At 45.8% G+C, this 19,265-nt stretch carries 21 protein-coding genes; 15 read left to right on the top strand and 6 right to left on the bottom strand.

Going from position 1 to position 19,265, the window contains the following annotated elements; all coding sequences use genetic code 11:
- Positions 1-3 precede the first annotated feature (3 nt).
- Genes fliF through fliJ form a run of 5 tightly spaced genes read left to right on the top strand, consistent with a single transcriptional unit; the run spans position 4 to position 5,298 of the window.
- Positions 4-1,752, top strand: coding sequence for a flagellar basal-body MS-ring/collar protein FliF (gene fliF, locus OO778_RS19705; RefSeq protein ID WP_031780427.1), 1,749 nt, complete (start codon positions 4-6; stop codon positions 1,750-1,752).
- Entirely contained in the window at positions 1,721-2,734 is a 1,014-nt protein-coding gene (locus OO778_RS19700) for a flagellar motor switch protein FliG (RefSeq protein WP_005394839.1), read from the top strand. Before fliF ends, OO778_RS19700 begins: the two co-directional genes overlap by 32 nt.
- Before the next feature lie 4 nt (positions 2,735-2,738).
- A complete protein-coding gene (gene fliH, locus OO778_RS19695) occupies positions 2,739-3,494 on the top strand; it encodes a flagellar assembly protein FliH (RefSeq protein ID WP_005394841.1) in 756 nt (251 codons plus the stop codon).
- Positions 3,487-4,833: a flagellar protein export ATPase FliI gene (gene fliI / locus OO778_RS19690; RefSeq protein WP_005394843.1), complete on the top strand. Its 1,347-nt coding sequence runs from the start codon at positions 3,487-3,489 to the stop codon at positions 4,831-4,833. Before fliH ends, fliI begins: the two co-directional genes overlap by 8 nt.
- Before the next feature lie 24 nt (positions 4,834-4,857).
- Positions 4,858-5,298 carry a flagellar export protein FliJ gene (gene fliJ / locus OO778_RS19685; RefSeq protein WP_005394844.1) on the top strand — a complete coding sequence of 147 codons (441 nt, stop codon included), beginning with the start codon at positions 4,858-4,860 and terminating at the stop codon, positions 5,296-5,298.
- A gap of 16 nt (positions 5,299-5,314) precedes the next feature.
- Here fliJ and OO778_RS19680 read toward each other — a convergent pair whose 3' ends face one another.
- Both OO778_RS19680 and OO778_RS19675 read right to left on the bottom strand, forming a co-directional pair.
- Positions 5,315-6,316 carry a serine protease gene (locus tag OO778_RS19680; RefSeq protein WP_264912578.1) on the bottom strand — a complete coding sequence of 334 codons (1,002 nt, stop codon included), beginning with the start codon at positions 6,314-6,316 and terminating at the stop codon, positions 5,315-5,317.
- A 125-nt stretch (positions 6,317-6,441) separates the two neighbouring features.
- Positions 6,442-7,332: a LysR substrate-binding domain-containing protein gene (locus tag OO778_RS19675; RefSeq protein WP_046875754.1), complete on the bottom strand. Its 891-nt coding sequence runs from the start codon at positions 7,330-7,332 to the stop codon at positions 6,442-6,444.
- 129 nt (positions 7,333-7,461) lie between these two features.
- Here OO778_RS19675 and OO778_RS19670 point away from each other — a divergent pair, with 129 nt between their 5' ends.
- From OO778_RS19670 to OO778_RS19650, 5 genes are all read left to right on the top strand, one after another.
- Positions 7,462-8,385 (top strand): DMT family transporter, encoded by a 924-nt coding sequence (locus OO778_RS19670; RefSeq protein WP_005394849.1) that lies wholly within the window; start codon positions 7,462-7,464, stop codon positions 8,383-8,385.
- A gap of 99 nt (positions 8,386-8,484) precedes the next feature.
- On the top strand, positions 8,485-8,931 hold the full coding sequence (locus OO778_RS19665; protein WP_005394850.1) for an SRPBCC domain-containing protein: 447 nt from the start codon (positions 8,485-8,487) through the stop codon (positions 8,929-8,931).
- A gap of 83 nt (positions 8,932-9,014) precedes the next feature.
- A complete protein-coding gene (locus OO778_RS19660) occupies positions 9,015-9,767 on the top strand; it encodes a phosphatase (protein WP_264912805.1) in 753 nt (250 codons plus the stop codon).
- Between the two features lie 155 nt (positions 9,768-9,922).
- A complete protein-coding gene (locus OO778_RS19655) occupies positions 9,923-10,312 on the top strand; it encodes a cytochrome b562 (RefSeq protein ID WP_005394852.1) in 390 nt (129 codons plus the stop codon).
- A gap of 176 nt (positions 10,313-10,488) precedes the next feature.
- On the top strand, positions 10,489-10,854 hold the full coding sequence (locus OO778_RS19650) for a hypothetical protein (protein ID WP_074190383.1): 366 nt from the start codon (positions 10,489-10,491) through the stop codon (positions 10,852-10,854).
- On the opposite strand, the gene OO778_RS19645 is transcribed toward OO778_RS19650, so the two are convergent.
- The 3 genes from OO778_RS19645 to OO778_RS19635 form a co-directional block, all read right to left on the bottom strand.
- Positions 10,834-11,217 (bottom strand): VOC family protein, encoded by a 384-nt coding sequence (locus OO778_RS19645; protein ID WP_264912574.1) that lies wholly within the window; start codon positions 11,215-11,217, stop codon positions 10,834-10,836. The genes OO778_RS19650 and OO778_RS19645 overlap by 21 nt on opposite strands.
- On the bottom strand, positions 11,210-12,139 hold the full coding sequence (locus OO778_RS19640) for a LysR family transcriptional regulator (RefSeq protein WP_074190385.1): 930 nt from the start codon (positions 12,137-12,139) through the stop codon (positions 11,210-11,212). The genes OO778_RS19645 and OO778_RS19640 overlap by 8 nt, the downstream gene beginning before the upstream one ends.
- 77 nt (positions 12,140-12,216) lie before the next feature.
- Complete coding sequence (locus tag OO778_RS19635; protein ID WP_074190386.1) at positions 12,217-12,690, bottom strand: hypothetical protein; 474 nt, start codon at positions 12,688-12,690, stop codon at positions 12,217-12,219.
- Positions 12,691-12,978: 288 nt separating this feature from the next.
- Here OO778_RS19635 and OO778_RS19630 point away from each other — a divergent pair, with 288 nt between their 5' ends.
- The 4 genes from OO778_RS19630 (at position 12,979) to OO778_RS19615 (ending at position 16,750) form a co-directional block, all read left to right on the top strand.
- Complete coding sequence (locus OO778_RS19630) at positions 12,979-13,662, top strand: spondin domain-containing protein (protein WP_074190387.1); 684 nt, start codon at positions 12,979-12,981, stop codon at positions 13,660-13,662.
- A gap of 9 nt (positions 13,663-13,671) precedes the next feature.
- Positions 13,672-14,367 (top strand): spondin domain-containing protein, encoded by a 696-nt coding sequence (locus OO778_RS19625; protein WP_074190388.1) that lies wholly within the window; start codon positions 13,672-13,674, stop codon positions 14,365-14,367.
- Positions 14,368-14,555: 188 nt separating this feature from the next.
- Complete coding sequence (locus OO778_RS19620) at positions 14,556-15,287, top strand: response regulator transcription factor (RefSeq protein ID WP_005394859.1); 732 nt, start codon at positions 14,556-14,558, stop codon at positions 15,285-15,287.
- An 89-nt stretch (positions 15,288-15,376) separates the two neighbouring features.
- Positions 15,377-16,750 carry a HAMP domain-containing sensor histidine kinase gene (locus OO778_RS19615; RefSeq protein WP_074190389.1) on the top strand — a complete coding sequence of 458 codons (1,374 nt, stop codon included), beginning with the start codon at positions 15,377-15,379 and terminating at the stop codon, positions 16,748-16,750.
- 30 nt (positions 16,751-16,780) lie between these two features.
- Here the strand turns inward: OO778_RS19615 and OO778_RS19610 are convergent, their stop codons facing one another.
- Entirely contained in the window at positions 16,781-17,296 is a 516-nt protein-coding gene (locus OO778_RS19610) for a superoxide dismutase family protein (RefSeq protein ID WP_005394862.1), read from the bottom strand.
- A gap of 541 nt (positions 17,297-17,837) precedes the next feature.
- Between OO778_RS19610 and OO778_RS19605 the strand changes: the two genes are divergently transcribed.
- Complete coding sequence (locus OO778_RS19605; protein ID WP_074190391.1) at positions 17,838-19,247, top strand: aminotransferase class V-fold PLP-dependent enzyme; 1,410 nt, start codon at positions 17,838-17,840, stop codon at positions 19,245-19,247.
- Positions 19,248-19,265: the final 18 nt, after the last annotated feature.

Below are 19,265 nucleotides of genomic sequence, written 5' to 3'. Positions count from 1 at the left end.
TTCATGTCAGAACTAACCCCCCAAGTCGCCGGAAATACAGCCATGACCTCCGGCTCAGCACAGACATTTTCTACTGCGAATAGCATGGACGATGTAACAACGAAGCTGAAGCAAATCTGGTCGAGTAGCCAGAGAAACCTAGTGTTATCTGCCGTACTCGCTGCGATTGTTGCGGCAATCATTGTGGTCGCTCTTTGGAGTTCCTCACAAAGCTTCCGTCCACTGTATAGCCAACAAGAACGTTTTGATATCGGAGAGATTGTCTCGGTATTAGAAAGCGAAGGTGTAAGCTACCGTATGCAAGAGCAAAATGGCCAAGTTCTTGTGCCAGAAGGCGAAGTTGCGAAAGTTCGCATGTTGCTTGCGTCAAAAGGTGTTAAAGCCAAACTGCCGACAGGTTTGGATTCGCTTAAAGAAGACAGCTCTCTCGGTACAAGCCAATTTATGGAAACGGCGCGTTACCGTCATGGTTTAGAAGGTGAGTTAGTACGCACTATCATGTCTCTGAATTCAGTGGCGAATGCGCGTGTTCACTTAGCTATTCCTCGTCAAACCTTATTTGTTCGTCAAAACAGCGAGAACCCTTCAGCGTCAGTGATGCTTGAGCTGAAACCTGGCGAAGACCTCAAGTCTGAGCAAGTTGAAGCAATCATCAACTTAGTGGTTGGTAGCGTGACGGCGATGAAGCCTGAATTTGTATCTGTTATCGACCAATATGGCCGTTTACTCAGTGCAGATGTTGCTTCGGCGGAAGCAGGTAAAGTCAATGCAAAATACCTTGAATATCAAAAGAACGTTGAGAAGCAGATCATTCAACGCGCAGCAGACATGCTTACGCCAATTGTGGGTCCGAGTAACTTCCGTGTGCAAGTCGCTGCTGATATGGACTTTAGCCAAGTTGAAGAAACGCAAGAGATTTTGGATAACGCACCTGTCGTACGTAACGAGCACACCATTCACAACAACTCAGTTGACCAAATTGCGCTAGGCGTACCAGGTTCTCTAAGCAACCAACCGCCGGTAACTGGTGAAGAAGTAGAAACGAACGATAGCCAAAACACCAACGCACGCTCTGAAGTAAACCGTCAGTATGCAGTGGGGAGTAGTGTTCGTCGTACTCAATACCAACAAGGTCAAATTGAGAAAATGAGTGTGTCGGTACTGTTGAACTCGAAAGCCTCTCCGGATGGTGTTGCTTGGAGTGAAGCAGATAAAGAGCAGATTTCAAATATGATCATGGATGCTGTCGGTATTTCTGCGGCACGAGGCGACAGCTTAAGCTTGATGAGCTTCAACTTCACTCCAATTGAAATTGATGCGCCTCCTGCGCTGCCGTGGTGGCAAGACCCTACAGTACAGCAGCCAATACGTTACGTTATCGGTGGTTTGTTAGGCTTGGCGATGATCTTCTTCGTACTACGCCCATTGATCATGCACCTCACTGGCGTTGATAAGCCAGTACCAGAGTTAGACTTTGCAGAGCCGCAAGAAGAGCCTGATTACGACAACCTGCAAACGCGTGAAGAGCGTGAGCATGAAGAAGTGCTTGATCGTCGTCTATCAGAAAAAGGTATCTCAGCCTCTTCCGGTTTAGATGTAAACAGCGACATGCTGCCTCCAGCCGGTTCGCCACTAGAGATTCAATTGAAACACCTACAGCTTATTGCCAATGAAGAGCCAGAGCGCGTAGCCGAAATACTGAAACAATGGGTAAACATCAATGAACACAGTTCCATCAAAGCAGACGCTTAGTTATGTAGAACAAACCGCGCTCGTGCTATTAGGCATGGGCGAGGATGCCGCTGCGAAGGTTTTACAGCACTTTAGCCGTGATGAAACCCAGCGGGTGACTCGTGCAATGGCGAAGTTGAATGGCATTAAGAGCGATTCCGCTCGCGGCGTTATTCAAACTTTCTTTGAAGACTTTCGTGAGCACAGTGGCATTCGTGGAGCTTCTAAAGAATATTTGTCTAATACGCTACGTAAAGCATTGGGTAATGATTTGGCAAAAGGGCTGCTGAATACGCTGTATGGTGATGAAATTCGCAACAATATGCAGCGCTTACAGTGGGTAGAAGCAGAAACGCTTGCTCGTTTCATTGTGAATGAGCACCCGCAAATGCAAGCGATTTTTCTTGCCTATTTGCCAGCTGATAGCTCTTCAGCGGTGTTGAAGCACCTGCCACAAGATTACCATGACGAAATCTTGTTCCGAATTGCTCAGCTGCAAGACATCGATCATCAAGTTGCTATTGATTTGCACGAGCTCGTTGAGCGCTGCATTGAAAAAGTATCTGCAAGCCAAAGCACACCGCTATCTGGTGTCAAGCAAGCTGCTGACATCATTAACCGCTTTGAAGGTGATCGCGGGTCGTTGATGGAAATGCTGAAGTTGCATGATGAAGATGTCGTTAATGCCATTGAAGAGAATATGTTCGACTTTATGGTTCTTGGTCGTCAGCGTGAAGAAACCATGGACATGCTGGTGCAGCAGATCCCACTAGAATTGTGGGCAGTTGCACTTAAAGGTTCAGAAATTACGTTACAGCAAGCCATTAAACGTTCTATGCCTCAGCGTATGGTGAAAGCACTGGAAGACGATATGGAAGCGCGCGGGGCTGTTGCGCTAAGTCGTGTTCAAAAAGCGCGTCAAGACATCATGCAAATGGTGCGTGAATTGGATGAATCTGGTGAAGTTCAGTTGCTTCTTTATGAAGAGCCAACGGTGGAGTAACGTCATGGTAGAGACAAAATCAAGTACGATGCGACTGCCGCCGAGTGGATACCGTTTGCACCGTTTTCCGCCTTTGGCGCAGCCTAAGGCTATAGAAGACGAATTCGGGCTAGATAACCAAGGTTGGCAAGAGCCGCAAGTTGATATTCAACAGCAGCTTGAAGCCGGTTTTCAACAAGGTTTACAACAAGGGCATGAAGAAGGCTTACGTCAAGGTATCGAGCAGGGTAAGCAACAAGGTCTGTTAGATGGACAAAAAGAAGGCTTCCAAAAAGGCTTTGTGTCTGGTGAGCAGTCAGGAAAACAGAGTTTTCTAGAGGCGGCGAAACCCGTGAACGAGCTCTTTCATGCGCTGTCTCGCTGGCAAGACGAAAAAGAGCAACAGCAACGCCATATGATTTGTGAGCTGGTACAAAAAGTGGCTCAGCAAGTGATTCGTGCTGAGCTCACTTTAATGCCTCAACAGATCCTTGCCTTGGTGGATGAGACATTGTCTGCCATGCCAGGCAAAGCGGAAACCGTAACTGTGCATTTAAATCCGCAGGATTTAGAACGAATTACTCACATTAATGCTGATCTGCCACAATCTTGGAAACTGGTGGCTAATACGGAACTTCCGATTGGTGGCTGCCAACTAGTGACCGATGATGCAGAGGCGGATGCAAGTTGCGACTCTCGTTTAGAAGCCTGTATGGACAATGTAAAACAACACCTTTTGGATGAAGTTAGTATTCCGCAGGTAGAATCAGAGCATGAGTAATACCTTAAGCCATGAGCTATTGAGTGAGCGTTTGAGCGAAGCATTGGCTTCGCTCGATTCAATCCCTGTTGCTCGCGTGACAGGGCGCTTGATTAAAGTAAACGGCTTAATGTTACAAGCCGTTGGGTGCCGGTTTAAACTGGAGCAGCGCTGTCTCGTAGAAACCGCAGAAGGCGACATGATCGAAGCGCAAGTGGTGGGCTTTGAGCACACTATTGCTTACCTAATGCCTATTCGGCGCTTAGGTGGCTTATTTGCTGGTGCGAAAGTCATTCCTCTGGACGGTGACAGTACCGTGCAGTTAAGTGCTCAGTGGTTAGGGCGAGTGCTGAATGGTTTAGGTGAGCCGTTGGATGACGGGGCACCGCTTAAAGGGGGAGATCGTGTTTCACTTGAACCAAAACCGATTAACCCATTGAAGCGACGTCCTGTTGATACCCCACTCAACGTTGGGGTGCGCGCAATCAATGGACTCTTGACCGTCGGAAAAGGTCAACGCATTGGCTTAATGGCGGGCAGTGGTGTCGGTAAAAGTGTTTTAATGGGGATGATCACCAAAAACACCGAAGCCGATGTGATTGTGGTCGGTCTTATTGGTGAGCGAGGCCGAGAGGTACGCGAGTTCATCGAACGAAACTTAACCCCAGAGGCGCGCAAGAAGGCGATTATCATCGCAGCTCCTGCTGATGAATCCCCGCTGATGAGGTTAAGAGCGACACTACTTTGTCATCGCGTTTCCGAGTATTTTCGAGACCAAGGCAAAGATGTTCTGTTGTTGATGGACTCTCTCACTCGATACGCCATGGCACAGCGTGAAATCGCTCTTTCTCTTGGCGAGCCTCCGGCATCTCGCGGTTATCCGCCCTCTGTCTTCAGCGTGTTACCGCAACTCCTTGAGCGTGCGGGCAACAGTGAAAATCAGCACGGTAGCCTAACCGCAATTTATACCGTGTTGGCGGAAGGGGACGACCAGCAAGATCCTGTCGTGGATTCTGCGCGTGCTATCTTAGATGGGCATGTTGTATTATCGCGTCAACTTGCCGAGCAAGGGCACTATCCTGCCATTGATATTAATGCGTCTATCAGCCGTTGTATGAGTACCTGTACACAGGAGGCGCATAGCACGATCGCGAATAATTTCCGCCAGATGTACTCCAACTATCTTCAGGTGAAAGAACTGCTGCCGTTAGGAGGCTATCAACCGGGGCAAGATCCTGAATTAGATCAATCTGTTGCTATGTATCCAAACTTACGTGCGTATTTACAACAAGCCGCCAATGAGTCAGTGGATTACCCAACCAGTTTGACCGAGCTCGCGCAGCTTTTTCAAAGTGCTTAACCAAATGGGAGTGGCATCGTTGAGATGAAATCCAAGTTAAAAGCAGTGGGTAAGCTGCAACAAATGGAAGAAAAGCAACGTGATCGTGTGGGTCAACAACTTGATGCCATGCGTCAACGTCACTCCCATCTTTCAATGCAGTTGGAACAATTGTCAGCATTGAAAGGTCATGCGGGACAATCAACCAGAACTGTTCCAACACTGACAAGCGCAGCACTGATGAACTTTAATCGTGTCGATCAAATGCTGCAAAAAATGCTTCGCCACCATGAGCATGAACAAGCCGTCATGCAAGCGGAATGCGCGTCTGTACAAAAAACGCTGGAGCACAAACACGCTCGTGTTCAAGGGTTAGAAAAAGTGCTCGAACGATGGCGTACTAAGCAAAATTATGAAAAAGCGAAAAAAGAGCAAAAAATAATAGAAGACATCATCAACTCTCGTGTTAAGCGCAAGATATTATGATGTCTTATCGAAGCTATTAGGAGCGCGAATAATTTCTGCGGCGTCTTAGCCAACCAAACCAGCCTCCAAGTATGATCATCCCTGCGCCAAGTGCGCCACCACTACTGCCATTATCCTCAAAGCCAGATGTGTTGGTATCTTCTGGTTCAAAGCCGGAATCACCTTCACTATGATAATCTTCTGTGCTTGCTAAGAGAGCATTGTAACGAGTCTTCACTCCCGAGCTGGTTTGGGCTTCAATCCATGTTGTGTAATTTAGAACCTCAGTAAACACACTCGGAATCGCAGCGGATTCACAAACAGAAGAACCATAGCTTACAATACCGATTTGTTGATACATTCCGTTGTTGTCTTGATAGGTGAGAGGGCCACCAGAGTCACCGCTGCAAATACCGGTATAACTGCGCTCAGGAAACCCATTGGCACATAAGCTTTCTTGAGCATTAAACCCCGTCACTAAAGAAGCACATTGCGCATCGGTGAGTGGTTTTACTTCCGCCCATCGCAAATAGTTTGGTCCATTTTCATCGTTGGTCGAGGTTTGCCCTAAACCGAATATCTGATAAACCGATTTGCTGCTGTAATCACCAAAATCTTGCGGCAACGTAATGGATTGAACGTTGTCGGTGATCGGGTGGGTAAGTTCAAGTACGGCGATATCATTAATCCATAAATCACTAGGCTCGTAATTTGGATGGATAGTGATAGAGCGAACATCTTTGAATTCATCAACAAACACATCGTTCATTGTCGGGTTTTTTACTAAGACTCGCAGATCATTGATTGTCCATCCGTCAGAAAAAACACTCGGCTCTACACAATGAGCGGCGGTTAAAATGAAGCGGTCATTAACAACAGTTCCGCCACAGATGTTGGCAAATTGATTAGCGCCAGTTTTGTGTAGAATGAGTCGTGCGAAAAAGGGCAATTGATTTTGAGTGGCTTGCTGGCCGCCTATGATTGCCGTTGATATACCTTGCTCTGAATGAGCGTCTTCACTTTCAGCGACTGCACTCATGGGTACTGCGAGGCAGAGTACGCTTAACCATATTTGATACCGCTTCATAAACCATCCTTGGATGAAAAGTGCTCTTTCTAACTTTATACTAATTTTTCAATGAATGTGCTTAACAAAAGGTTTCTTTAATTGAATGATTGTTGCAACCACGAGCGCAGAAGGTGAAACGATTCCAGCTTTAGCTTGTGTGGCGGGCATACAAAGTAAAGCTGTTGATGAGGATTAATGACGGGTTCGCCCAGCTCGATTAACTGGCCATATTTGATGTCATCTTTCACAAACAAGCGATGAGTCACCAATAAGCCTAAACGACGAGTCGTCGCCTGCACGGCTTGTATCGACATATTAAAAGTGATTGGTTTTTTGCTTTTAGGTCGCAGGATGCCAGTCGCATTCTGCCACACGTTCCAGTCATTTTTTCTTCGTTCGTTAGTGACTTCAATGATGGGATACTGCTTTAACAGTTGAGCTATATTTGAGTCATTCGTCTTAGCTATCAATTCAGGGCTACACACCAAAACCAGTTCATCTTCACTGAGCTTTTCACAGTAATAATCTTGCCATTCCTCGGTGTTTCCATGCACGAGGGCAGCGTCGATACCTTCTTGCTCTAGATTAAACCTGCCAGACAGGTTTGATAAACGAACGTCTAATTGCGGAGCAAAGTCCTGCAAACTCGACATTCGCGGAATCCACCAATGCAGCGCCAAGGAATTCACCATATTAAGCGTAATACGTTGCAAGTTTTGGTCTTGGATTAGCGCTTCTGTGGCATCGACAATTTGTTCTAAAGCTGGCGCAACCTTTCGATAATATTTTTTACCGTCTGCATTAAGTTGAACTTGTCTGCCTACGCGATCAAATAGAGGTTTGTTGACCTGAGTCTCCAGTGATTTTATCGCCTGACTCACCGCCGAATGACTCACACTTAATATCTGCGCTGCTTCTGTCATGCTGCCAGATTCCGCCACAGCGACAAATGCATAGATGGATTTTAGAGGGACTAATTTACGCATATTTTAGAAACCATAACATGATGAGAGATAAGTTAACCTGTAAGTTTTTCTTACATTAATGGTTAATATTACTCGCTATTTACAATAAGTGATATCTCATAAAATACTCCACATATTAAGGAGTATCGAATGAATGCAGTAAATAAATCTATCCTTTTCATGCTGATGTCTACGTTAAGCTTATCTGTTACTGGGTTGTTAGCAAAGCAGTTGACAGGTGAACTTTCCGTCACACTGTTTAGTTTCTTACGCTTTTTGGCTCCTGCACTTATTTTGCTTGTCTTACTTCGTTTCAAAAATCTTACCTTTCCTAAAGCTGGGACGTTAAAACCGATTTTGCTTCGCGCCTTTTGTATCGGCTTATCACAGTTGTGTTTCATCGCGTCATTACAAACGTTAACGCTGGTAGAAGGGGTGGTATTGTTTGCCACTGGCCCATTATTTATTCCTTTGGTTGAAAAGCTGTTTATGGGAGGCCACATTCGCGTTTCAACATTGGCGGCTTTAGCAATGGCGTTTACTGGAGTGGTTATGTTGGCGGGAGTTGGTGGGGAGTTTACTTGGCGCTCGGATTTATTACTCGGTCTAGCTGGTGGACTCTTCAATTCCGGCTCTCAGCTTACGCTATATAAAGTGAGTAAAACTGATATGTCGCCATTAGAAATCAACTTTTGGGCGTTTGGGTTTGCTGCCGTATTTCTGTTACCGCTAACGTTGTTTAACGACATCGATGTTTTCCTCAAAGCCAATGTGATGGAATCTACTGTTTCTTCTAATATGCTGTGGCTCGGTGTGATGTCCCTGATGATCATTAACACCCAAGTTTTCCGCTCCAAAGCGTATCAACTGGCAAGCAGCGGCTCTCAACTTGCACCACTTATTTTTACTAACCTACTGTTCACCGCGGTTTGGCAGAGTGCGTTTTTCGATGACCGAATGAGTCAAAGCCAAATTATCGGGATGAGTTTAATCGTGCTCGCAACCATACTGAACACATGTTGGGTTCGCTTTACGGCGCATCGTGGTGGTAGGTTACAAGCGAGAACTTCTTAGCCTGTCGGAAAATAGAGGATTAAATAAGGCAAATCAGAGGTGAGGTTTGATTTTTTCTGACAATGAACTAGCGTCAAGAAAGGTTCAGGGAGAGAAATAATGCTTACGCTAAATTATTACGTTGAGATTTCGGCTACACCGCAACGGGTGTGGGAAGTGCTAACCGATGCTGAGTTATACAAACGCTGGGCACAGGCTTTCTCACCCCAGTCTCAATTTGATGGGATATGGGAAGAAGGGCAAGACATCACTTTTTTTGATCCCGATATGGGCGGAACGCGAGCGACTATCGATATCGTGCAACCGCAACAGCGCCTTGAATTTCATCACATTGCCATTTTTAATCCGGATAATAGGCAGCAACTGGATGGAGATTTAGCATCTAAGTGGATTGGATCACGAGAGATCTATCAGATCGACACCAACAGTGATCGTTTGTTACTCAATGTCACCATTCATACGCACAGCGACTTTGTTTCTATGTTTAATCACGGATGGGAAAAAGCGTTGCCCCTAATAAAAGCCATCAGTGAGGAGCAAGCTTAAGTCTGATACTCATCTTGGGCTGACGGTACGTCACGTGTAGGTATACAATAGCACGCAAGATAGCGCACCTAAGAGAGTGGATGATGGAATTTAAAGTTGATACCCATACACATACGTACGCCAGTGGTCATGCGTACAGCACCTTGATTGAAAATGCAAAATTGGCGAAAGAGAACGGCTTGGATATGTTCTGTACGACCGATCACGCAGAATCAATGCCGGGCGCGCCGCATTACTGGTTTTTCTCCAACCAAAAAATCCTGCCTCGATTTTTAGACGGTATCGCGATCATTCGGGGTGTGGAATCCAACATTCTTAATACCGAAGGCGACATCGATATTCCGCTGAGTGTCGATCGTAACCTAGATTGGGTTATTGCAAGTTTCCATGAACCTGTTTTTCGTCCTGCAAACAAAGAAACTAATACGGAAGCACTCATTAATGTGATTCAAAACGGTCGTATTGATGCGCTTGGCCATCTTGGGAATCCAAATTTCGACTTTGATTTTCAGGCCGTTTTAGCGTGCGCGAAAGAGTATAATGTTGCGATTGAAATCAATAACACCACGCTAAAAGGGAATAGCCGAGTGGGTAGCGTAGACCGTTGCCACGAGATTGCACAAATCGGTAAAGATCTCGGTGTCTTCTTCACAACAGGAAGTGATGCGCATTTCTGTCATGATGTTGGTAATCTGGATTTGGTTGGAGAGCTAATGGATAAAGTGGGTATCGATAGCAAAAAAGTGATTACTCACACCGCTCAGCAGTTTTTGTCTTTCTTGGCTCTGAGAGGCCGTAAGCCAATTCCAGAGTATGACGACATTCGCAACGCATAAACTTGATTACATTTTAGGTATGCACCTGGCGTAAGATTGCTTTACACTGCGAGCCGGAAATACTCAACTAAGCTAGTTTGTCGCCTTTTATGGCGTGGGTTATTTGGGTAAATAAAGCCGACACAGAATTCGGCACTATAAATGGAGAAGTGAAAATGTTACGTCCTTTAGTCCTAGGGTGTGCGATTGCGTTTGGCTCAACATACGCAATGGCGGAAGCGGTTGATTTAAAACAAAACATGAAGCAGATGAAGATGGAATTCAAACAGGCGGCAGAAGCGTCGGATGTTGAAACCATGAAGTCTGCAATTGATAGCTTGCAAGCAATCGTCGAGCAATCTAAGCGCGGTAACTATCCACCAGAGAAATTCGATACCTACTTAGAAGGTTTTAATAAACTAACGGTAACGTTAGACAAGATTGAAGCAGACTTAGACGCTGGTAACCTGCAAGACGCGAAAGCACAATTACGTGAAATTGATAGCCTACGTGAAGAATACCACGACAAGCGTAACCCAAGTATTTGGAGTAAGCTGTTCGGCTAATCGCGATAAAAGCTGACAATAGAATATGAAAATAGCCTGCCGTTTTGGTGGGCTTTTTTGTGTCTGTCAATTGCGTTATTGAAGAAAAGCTGTGAGGTGGCAACCACTTATTGATCCTGTTTTTGAGCTAGCACTCAGAATTAGTTACGCTGAATTAAATTTGTTAAGTCACCGTTATGCTTAGATTAATTCCTTTTTATCGCTCCATGCTATTTGCTAGTGCTCTAAGTTGGGTGCTAGTGACCCTGATGCCTGTTATCAATGCTCATGGTAACAGCATGGGTGTGTGGGCGACGCTATGTACGCTTAACGGTTTTGAATTGGTTCAAATCGAAGAAAGTGACAATGCCGTCAGCCATAAAGGCAAACCTTGTCCTTTTAGCCACTTCTCGACCTTTCATCATGATTCACTTCCAACTACACCAATACTTCCACAACTGAGCTTGGTCATTTCTGAAAGCTACACTTTTTTGGCTCTAAGTGTACGATTTGAAACGCCAGTTCCTCGTGCCCCACCAAAGTTAGCGTTGATAAACTTCTAGCGGCAAGCCATCTGGATCTTTGAAAAAGGTAAACGCTTTGCCTGTAAATTCATCGATGCGAATGGGCTCTACCTCAATTTCTCTCGCCTCTAAATATTCTTTAACATGCTCGACATCATCCACTTGAAAAGCAAGGTGGCGTAACCCCTGAGCTTCAGGAAAGCTCGGTCTCTCTGGTGCGTCCGGAAAGTTAAATAGTTCAACTTGGCTACCGTCAGGCAGAGCAAGGTCAAGTTTGTACGAGTCTCTGGCTTCACGATAATTTTCAGCAATGACTTTTAGCCCTAACAATTCGGTGTAAAAGCGTTTTGACCTTGGATAATCACTGCAAATGATCGCGACGTGATGAATGGCATTAAACATGGTTAGTGTCCTCGGAGACTAAATGCTCCTTAACGAAGTCGATAAACACGCGCAGACGAGCAGGCATGTATTTGGTTTGCGCATACTGCATCGCGATAGCGCCGTGATAGTTACTCTTTATCATCCAATCCGGTAGCACCTCCACCACTTCCCCTTGCTCTAACGCGTCTTTGATCACGAAGTCATGGAAGATCCCAATTCCCAAGCCAGACTTAACGCCATTTAAGCGCATTTGTGAATGGTTGACGGCATAACGTCCACTTACTGCAATGGAGTGGAAAGCTTCCTCTTTAAAGAACGACCAGATGTTGTCTTTGTCGTTCTCGGCAAGGTAAATGCAGTCGTGCTGCTCAAGCTCGGTTGGGTGCGCTGGCATACCGTGCTTGGCGAGGTAATCTGGAGAAGCACACAAAACAAGATTGGTCTTGCTGATCTCTTTGAGTACCAGATTCTCATCGGGTTTGTCGGTGAGCTTAAATGCTACGTCGATACCTTGGCGAAAAAGATCAATCTCACCATCAGCAGCACGTAGCTTGAGCTGAATGTTTGGGTAGCGATCTAGGAATGGCAACACAAATGGTTGAAGCACCGAGTTAAGAAACGCTTCGGGTGCAGCCACTGTGAGTGCACCCGTGGGCTCGGCATGATCTTCAGCCGATAATTCAACCGCTTGCTGCGCCGCATTCACCATGGCGATGCTTTGGTCGTAAACCTTTTGCCCCGCTTGAGTGATGATCAACTTGCGAGTCGTTCGCTCGAACAGTTTCACTGAGAGGGCTTGTTCTAACCGTGTGATCAACTTACTTAAAGCCGATGGCGTCACGCCAAGCTGTTTGGCTGCAGCGGTAAAACTGCCCTCGTTTACCACTAAGATAAACGAAGCAAGATCAGGAAGTAGGGCAATGAGTTTTGGATTAACCATAATTGTTCAGTTCTGCGCAGCGGAATAACGATATTGTCTGGTACGGTTTCACGAGGTTCAAGTGTCACCGTCTCGCTTTAACGATATTTTGCCAAAAATGCATTGAGTGCAGGCAAGCCAGATTCACCAGTATGGTATTGCTGCCAACAGTGATAAATGGCCGTTTCGTGGTCTGCAATCAACTCGATAGCTTCTCGTTCAGCGATTGAATACTGCTGTGAAGCTTTCACTTCTTCATGCCACTCTCGATACTTGACCTCATAAGGTTCTACCCATTTCAGAAGAGTCGCCACCAACTCTTGCCATGGCAAACCAATCCACTTGGTTGCATCTGCCAAGCCTTTATCAAGCATCTCTTGGTGTCGACTTTCGATATCCATGCCATTTGTCAGCAGTACAGGTTTGAGCTTTTCTGCGGTGAGCTTTTCCACTTCAATCAAGGTTTGCCACAGCGTTTGTTGTTCACTTTGGGCGTAATGGTTCAAGTAGTGGTTGAAAAAAGCGATGCCGTAGATTTCGCCATAGTAGGCAGACAGAACGTTATGAATCATGGTGAGAATCGTGATTTAAACAGAGAATACCGCATTGTAGGAGGGGAAAGCGCGAAGTGTAAATAGCTGATTAAGAGTAAAAAAGTGCTGCTGACAGAATTCGAACAGAACTTGTGAGAATTTTATGAGAATTCGATGAAGTTGCTGATAGATTTGCTCGTCATTCTTAGAGGCAAGAACGCAAAACGTTCGAAACGTAATGCTTAACCTACTCAAGTCACGAACAAAGAAGTAAAGCCGTACACATGGGCTTGGGTAGTTCAACCCTCATTAAAGGATGGAATCACAATGAAAAAACGTACCCAACTCGGACTCGTCATGACTTCAGTCGCTATGGCATTAGGCTCTGCATCAGTGAATGCGGCGGAATTGGAAATCACCGTGACAAACGCAACCAAAGGCATCTACTTTACGCCACTTATTGTTGCCGCACATGGCTCTGATCTTCAAATGTTCAGAATGGGTCAAGCAGCAACGCCAGAACTAGAAGCAATGGCAGAAGGCGGTGATATCTCTGGGCTTGCTAGTGTGATTGGTAACGCTGGTGGTGCGGTGGTTGAGAACCCTGCTGGTGGTATTTTGAATCCGGGTGTTGCAACCACCTTCACCTTGGACAGTGGCGACCACGGATATCTTTCTCTGAGCGCGATGTTGCTGCCAACCAACGATGGCTTCGTCGGTCTGGATAGCTGGAAGATTCCAACGGAAACGGGTACATACCGAGCAACGCTAAGAAGTTACGATGCCGGTACAGAAGCGAACGATGAACTTGCGTCTAGCATGCCAAACCCACCTTTCATTACCTTTGGTACTGGCGGCACAGGCGTTGAAGCAACGGTAACTAACGATAAAGTCCACGTGCATCCGGGTAACCTTGGTGATAGTGATCCAACCGGCGGCATCAGTGACCTAGACAGCAGCAGCCATCGTTGGTTAAACCCAGTTGCAACCATCACAATCGTTGTGAAGTAAGGGGGATGTATGAAATACAGAATCTTACTAGTAGCAGCTTCAGTCGGCTTGCTCGCCGGTTGTCCAAGCGATGATGATAATGACGTAGTGAAATCGTACCGTTACACGATTAACGTTGCGAACTTGACTGCGAATCAACCTATGTCTCCGCTCGCGGTTCTCACTCACAATGGCGACTATCAACTGTTTGAAATTGGCCAAGCCGCATCTGTTGAACTTGAGCATCTTGCTGAAGGCGGTAGTAACGCCGAGCTGATTGAGTTGATGAACAGCAATGACAATGTTTACCAAGGTATTTCAGGTAATGGATTGGTGTTGCCGGGTGCATCGGACGAAGTCACCATCACAGTCGACCCTCGTCGTTACGGTTACTTGTCTGTGGCGTCTATGTTTGTGAATACCAACGATGCCTTTGTTGGAGAAACGGGGCTATCGCTCAAATCGCTTGCAGTGGGTGAAAGCTATGAAATGAGCATGAACGTTTGGGATTCTGGCACAGAACTGAACGATGAGCTTGTCGCAACCATTCCAGGCCCAGCAGGTGGCGGTGAGGGCTTCAATGCCGCACGTAATGACAGCAATGACGTTGTTGCATTCCATGCGGGTGTTGTTAGCCAAGATGATGGATTGGCAAACTCAGCACTCTCTGCGAACCATCGTTTCTTGAACCCAGGTGCGAAAGTCACCATCACCCGAGTCGAGTAACACAGGCTCCGATGACGTCTCCTTTCCAAAGCGCTTGTAGCCGAGCGCTTTATCCCTCATGGCGTCATCATTACCTAAGGTGATACTCACTGAATATAGCAGTAAGGGAGCACTTGGTGATATGAAAGAAATGTTAGTTTGTTCCGGTCATGTGCAAAGTGAGGATACTCGAAGGCAAGGAAAGGACCATGGAACAACAGGCAATCAATTTAGTCGCGAACATCTTGTTGGTGGAAGATGACGATGATTTGGCAGAACTGGTTCAGATGCATCTCAAGTTTCAAGGACACCAAGTGTCGCGAGCCACAAATGTCGCCGATGCTAAAGCGCAATATCAGCAACACCCCTTTGATTTATTGATCCTTGACCGAGGGTTGCCAGGTGGTGATGGCCTAGATATCTGCCATTATTTGCGTCAGCAACAAGATTGGAGCCCAGTGCTTATGTTGACAGCAAGAGACGGTGAAATGGACAAGGTTGACGGTTTAGAAGCGGGCGTTGATGACTACATCACTAAGCCATTTAGCGTATTAGAGTTCCAAGCGCGAGTACGTAACGTGCTGCGCCGAGTCAGCCAAACCGCAGAAGTCAAAGTAGCAAATGAAGTCCTCGACGAAGCGATGGACTTTGGTCCGCTAAGAATCATTCCGGAGTTGCACCAAGTATCCCTAAACGACAAGGATGTCACTCTTACCGCGACAGAGTTTACTTTGCTGCAGTTTCTCGCGACTCGTCCGGGCAGAGTCTACAGTAAAGATGAATTGCTCGATCACGTATGGAACACCAGTCATTCTGGTTATCACCACACAGTGTGTAGCACCATTAACCGTTTACGCAGCAAATTGTCTTTGTCTGATTCAGATCATCACTTCATCCAAACCGTGTGGGGTGTTGGGTATAAGTTTCAACCAAGGCACTAATGCAAGACAGTAAGTCGGCAGTTGTTTCACCATCATTGTTCAATCATTACGGTTGTTTCAAAAACATCGCTGTTTAAGGAGGCGATAGGATGAGCTTCAAATCTCGCTTAGTGGTATTTACCAGCTTGTGGTTCTGCCTCGCGGCGGTGGTGATTGCACTGACTTACAATTGGCAAAAAGAAACCATTGAGTTACGCACTAAGCAAAGCCTGCATAAAGAACTAGCCAGCCACATGCGTGACGATAATCCGCTGATGATCGGGACGGATTACAACCCGAAAGCGCTTAAGTCGATCTTTCATACGCTCATGTTGATCGGCCCTGATTTTGAAATCTACTTCCTCGATAGCCAAGGCAATATCACCACCCATGCTGCGCCAGATGGGGCAAAGCTTATGGACTCGGTGGATCTGAACCCCATTCAGCAATTCTTAAACAACGAACCGCTTCCCATCTTAGGCGAAGATCCTCGTAATCGCGGTGAACACAAAGTGTTTTCTGTTGCGGCGATAGAGGAATTAGGCTCTACGGTCGGTTATCTTTATGTGGTGATTGGCAGTACCCGACATGACGCCATTGCCAATGCGCAAGTCGATACGCCTTACATCGCGCTGGCAGGATTGGTCTTAGTGTCCATTTTAGGCTTTGCTCTAGGGGCTTATGTGCTGGTGAAACGTAGCCTATTGAACCCGATTGAGCGTGTGACCAAGCAACTTCAACAGCAAGCCGAACATGATTTTCACCTGCAACCTGACTTTACTCACCAAGTGCCGGAGCTCGTGCCGATTGCGCACTCTTATCAGATGATGGCGAAGCACATTCAGCAGCAGTTTTTACAGTTGGAGTATCAGTCTTCTCATCGTCGTCAGAGCTTGTTGCAGCTCAGTCATGATTTAAAAACGCCGTTATCGAGCGTGCTTGGTTATTTGGAAACGTGGCGTTTGAAACATCCGGAATCTGATCCTTTGATTGATGTCGCGTTCCGAAATTGTGAGAAGCTCTCAACTCAATTGCATTCTTTATTAGACGCTGCCCGTAAAGAAGCCCCAATGCCAAACTACGAGTACCGCCCCGTGGATCTTGGCGCGTTGATGGCAGAATGTGCTGAAACGATGCAGAGCCAGTTTTCTCGCAAAGAAGTGGTGTTGAAAGTGGATATCGATAGCGAGATTCAAACTGTGGGTGATAAAGGACTCTTAGAGCGGTTGGTATTGAACCTGCTTGAAAATGCCTTACGCCACAGCCCAATCGGCTCGGAAGTGCATTGTCGAGCGCATTTGAGTGAGGATAAGTCGCGAATCCTGTTCACTTTTGTCAATCGAATTGATAAAGATGCCGTCGGTGGCGCATTAGGAATTGGTACAAAGATAGTGCAGTCAATTTTAATGTTGCACCACAGCTACTTAGAGACGTGTGAGACTGACACTGAGTATCAACAAAAATTCGCACTTCTCGCTACTTGAGGAGAAGCGCGAATTTGGCTTATCGAATGACTACTTAATAACGCCACATACAACGCGCGCACCGCCGCCGCCTAATTTAGCAGGATGGTCGGAATGATTGTCACCACCAGCATGAATCATTAATGCTCGGCCTTTTAAATCTGATAATTTTAGGCGAGGCGCGACAACGGGCTGATTAGCATTGCCATCCATGTCCACGTAGAGTGGAGGCAGGTCGCCTAAATGATTGTCATCGGTCCAAGGGTAGCCATGTTTCCCTGTGTTGCTGGGGTCATAGTGACCACCTGCTGCACCGCCAAGGACGGTTTTGCCATTCTTCTCCGCGCTATCGCACGATGGATTGGTGTGAACATGGAAACCGTGTACCCCTGATGACAAACCTGATAACTGAGGCATAAATACCACGCCATAGTCACTTTGTGAAATCTCAATGGTGCCAGCGCTCTTCTTGCTGTTGAGATCGGTCATCGCGACAGTCTGCGCAAGTACGTTAGGAGCGGCTACGAGAGTGGCAGCAACTGAAATGCATAGCAATCCTTTTAACATGGGACTTCCTTCTTTTTGGTTGTACGCTAAAGCACATATTAGTGAAAACTTCTCTTCCTTATGTCTGTTGAGCGGTGGGTTTATGTCAGAGAGTGATGTGTCTCACTCTATGGTCTTAAACTGGTATCTATCTGCGAAATCAGTTCTCCATTATTAAGACTTAACATATTGAGATTGTTCAGATATAAAAAGAATAGACGTCAATCAAAAAATAGCCTGAATATTTTTAAATTAACGCAAAGTTAAATTTTTAATGACTTTATAACAAAGCTCATAATTGTTTTATAAAGAAGTTGTCGGAATTGTCTTCTATAAAAAATAATCAATTTAATGAATATTTTAATGTGAATATGGTTGTTTATAGGTTTGTGGTCAAACTGTTGCTTATATCATCAAATAAGATAAAAAATTGGAACTAAAGTCACTTAATGGCAGGGGAAAAAATTAAACTCTGGTTTTAATGGGTAATAATGTTTTAGTAACAGATAGTTACGCACTTAAAATTAATAATATGGCTAATTTCCGACAAGGATTGAAAAAGATGAAAGACAAGGAATCTATTCAGACTAATAGCAGCCGCCGTAATTTTCTGAAAGGCGCAACAGGAGCTGTTGTTGCTGGTGTGAGTGCTTCCGCTTTCTCGGGCGCAGTTCAAGCACGAGAACAGAAAATTGATTGGAGCAGCCGCGGGCTAGGTAGAAAACACGATAAGCGCTTTTGGCGTAAAGTGCAACGACAGTTCGTTTTGGATAAACGTACGACTTACATGAACATTGGCACAACGGGTTCTATGCCAAGACAAGTTCTTCAAGATTACGAGCATAACAACAAGTTGGTGGCTAAATATCCTTGGGATATGAAGGGCAAATTTGGCTCTTGGCCTTATGTCTCTGAGATGGTTCAAGAAGTAGCGCCTGGCTTTGGTGCGAACCCAGAAGAGATCATTCTCAGCCGCAATACTACTGATGGTCTATGTTCGATCATTAACGGCTTACACTTTGAACCAGGCGATGTGATTCTAACGACGCACCATGAGCATATGGCAGCAACATCACCGATGAACGTCGCAAAACATCGTTTTGGCGTCGATGTTGTTGAAATTCAACTACCAGTATTTACCGGTACTGAAGACGTTTCTGAACAAGATTACATCCAAGCTTTCCGTGACGCGCTTGATGCGCATCAAAACGTTCGCCTCATCATGTTCTCTCATATCACCTATAAAACGGGAACGGCGTTACCAGCCAAAGCCATTTGTGCTTTAGCGAAAGAATATGGTGTGCCTACGCTTGTAGATGGAGCGCATACTGTCGGTATGTTTGACCTCGATTTCCATGATATGGATTGTGATTTCTATGCAGGTTCTGGCCACAAATGGCAGTGTGGTCCTGGCGCAACCGGTATTTTGTACGTACGTGATAACGCCAATCGCTTGAATGAGTATTGGAGTGATCGTGATAACCCGTTGTGGTTGATCAACTCTTCACTTTCTCATGCGGATTACTTAGGCAAGCAGTTACAGATGCAGTACATCGGGAACGACAACTATCCTGCTAAACAAGCGTTAGTTGATAGCTGTAAAATGTGGGATGAGATTGGCCGTGACCGCATTGAGGAACGTGTTCTAAGTCTTGGTAGTTTGTGTAAAACCTTACTTCAAGAGTACTTGCCACAAGCCCAAATGTACTCACCAAACGTGGAAGGTTTAACGAGTGGCTTAACCACAGTTAACCCATTCTCTGATGTGACGAATGAAGACATATTGACTGAATTCAGAGATCGTCTGCGTGAAGAATATGGCTACATCATTCGAACAACCAGCTTTAAGCTGCATAAAGATGATGACTTTGATACTTACGCACTCCGTATCTCCACGCACTTGTTCCATGACGAGCAGGATGTTGAAGGGCTCGTGGTGGCGATGACGAATTTGTATTACTCGTCGTTCTAACATCGTTGTTTATCACTC

Source organism: Vibrio sp. STUT-A16 (assembly GCF_026000495.1).
GTDB classification, from domain to species: Bacteria; Pseudomonadota; Gammaproteobacteria; order Enterobacterales; family Vibrionaceae; genus Vibrio; species Vibrio diabolicus.
The sequence above is the reverse complement of the archived record's forward strand: the minus strand, read 5'-3'. Positions and strand labels throughout refer to the sequence as shown.

What these genes read in the sequence shown, in the direction of transcription:
- fliF (WP_031780427.1), top strand. Translation starts at nt 4, where the DNA reads ATGTCAGAACTAACCCCCCAAGTCGCCGGAAATACAGCCATGACCTCC.
- OO778_RS19700 (WP_005394839.1), top strand. Translation starts at nt 1,721, where the DNA reads ATGAACACAGTTCCATCAAAGCAGACGCTTAGTTATGTAGAACAAACC.
- fliH (WP_005394841.1), top strand. Translation starts at nt 2,739, where the DNA reads ATGGTAGAGACAAAATCAAGTACGATGCGACTGCCGCCGAGTGGATAC.
- fliI (WP_005394843.1), top strand. Translation starts at nt 3,487, where the DNA reads ATGAGTAATACCTTAAGCCATGAGCTATTGAGTGAGCGTTTGAGCGAA.
- fliJ (WP_005394844.1), top strand. Translation starts at nt 4,858, where the DNA reads ATGAAATCCAAGTTAAAAGCAGTGGGTAAGCTGCAACAAATGGAAGAA.
- OO778_RS19680 (WP_264912578.1), bottom strand. Translation starts at nt 6,316, where the DNA reads ATGAGTGCAGTCGCTGAAAGTGAAGACGCTCATTCAGAGCAAGGTATA.
- OO778_RS19675 (WP_046875754.1), bottom strand. Translation starts at nt 7,332, where the DNA reads ATGCGTAAATTAGTCCCTCTAAAATCCATCTATGCATTTGTCGCTGTG.
- OO778_RS19670 (WP_005394849.1), top strand. Translation starts at nt 7,462, where the DNA reads ATGAATGCAGTAAATAAATCTATCCTTTTCATGCTGATGTCTACGTTA.
- OO778_RS19665 (WP_005394850.1), top strand. Translation starts at nt 8,485, where the DNA reads ATGCTTACGCTAAATTATTACGTTGAGATTTCGGCTACACCGCAACGG.
- OO778_RS19660 (WP_264912805.1), top strand. Translation starts at nt 9,015, where the DNA reads ATGGAATTTAAAGTTGATACCCATACACATACGTACGCCAGTGGTCAT.
- OO778_RS19655 (WP_005394852.1), top strand. Translation starts at nt 9,923, where the DNA reads ATGTTACGTCCTTTAGTCCTAGGGTGTGCGATTGCGTTTGGCTCAACA.
- OO778_RS19650 (WP_074190383.1), top strand. Translation starts at nt 10,489, where the DNA reads ATGCTTAGATTAATTCCTTTTTATCGCTCCATGCTATTTGCTAGTGCT.
- OO778_RS19645 (WP_264912574.1), bottom strand. Translation starts at nt 11,217, where the DNA reads ATGTTTAATGCCATTCATCACGTCGCGATCATTTGCAGTGATTATCCA.
- OO778_RS19640 (WP_074190385.1), bottom strand. Translation starts at nt 12,139, where the DNA reads ATGGTTAATCCAAAACTCATTGCCCTACTTCCTGATCTTGCTTCGTTT.
- OO778_RS19635 (WP_074190386.1), bottom strand. Translation starts at nt 12,690, where the DNA reads ATGATTCATAACGTTCTGTCTGCCTACTATGGCGAAATCTACGGCATC.
- OO778_RS19630 (WP_074190387.1), top strand. Translation starts at nt 12,979, where the DNA reads ATGAAAAAACGTACCCAACTCGGACTCGTCATGACTTCAGTCGCTATG.
- OO778_RS19625 (WP_074190388.1), top strand. Translation starts at nt 13,672, where the DNA reads ATGAAATACAGAATCTTACTAGTAGCAGCTTCAGTCGGCTTGCTCGCC.
- OO778_RS19620 (WP_005394859.1), top strand. Translation starts at nt 14,556, where the DNA reads ATGGAACAACAGGCAATCAATTTAGTCGCGAACATCTTGTTGGTGGAA.
- OO778_RS19615 (WP_074190389.1), top strand. Translation starts at nt 15,377, where the DNA reads ATGAGCTTCAAATCTCGCTTAGTGGTATTTACCAGCTTGTGGTTCTGC.
- OO778_RS19610 (WP_005394862.1), bottom strand. Translation starts at nt 17,296, where the DNA reads ATGTTAAAAGGATTGCTATGCATTTCAGTTGCTGCCACTCTCGTAGCC.
- OO778_RS19605 (WP_074190391.1), top strand. Translation starts at nt 17,838, where the DNA reads ATGAAAGACAAGGAATCTATTCAGACTAATAGCAGCCGCCGTAATTTT.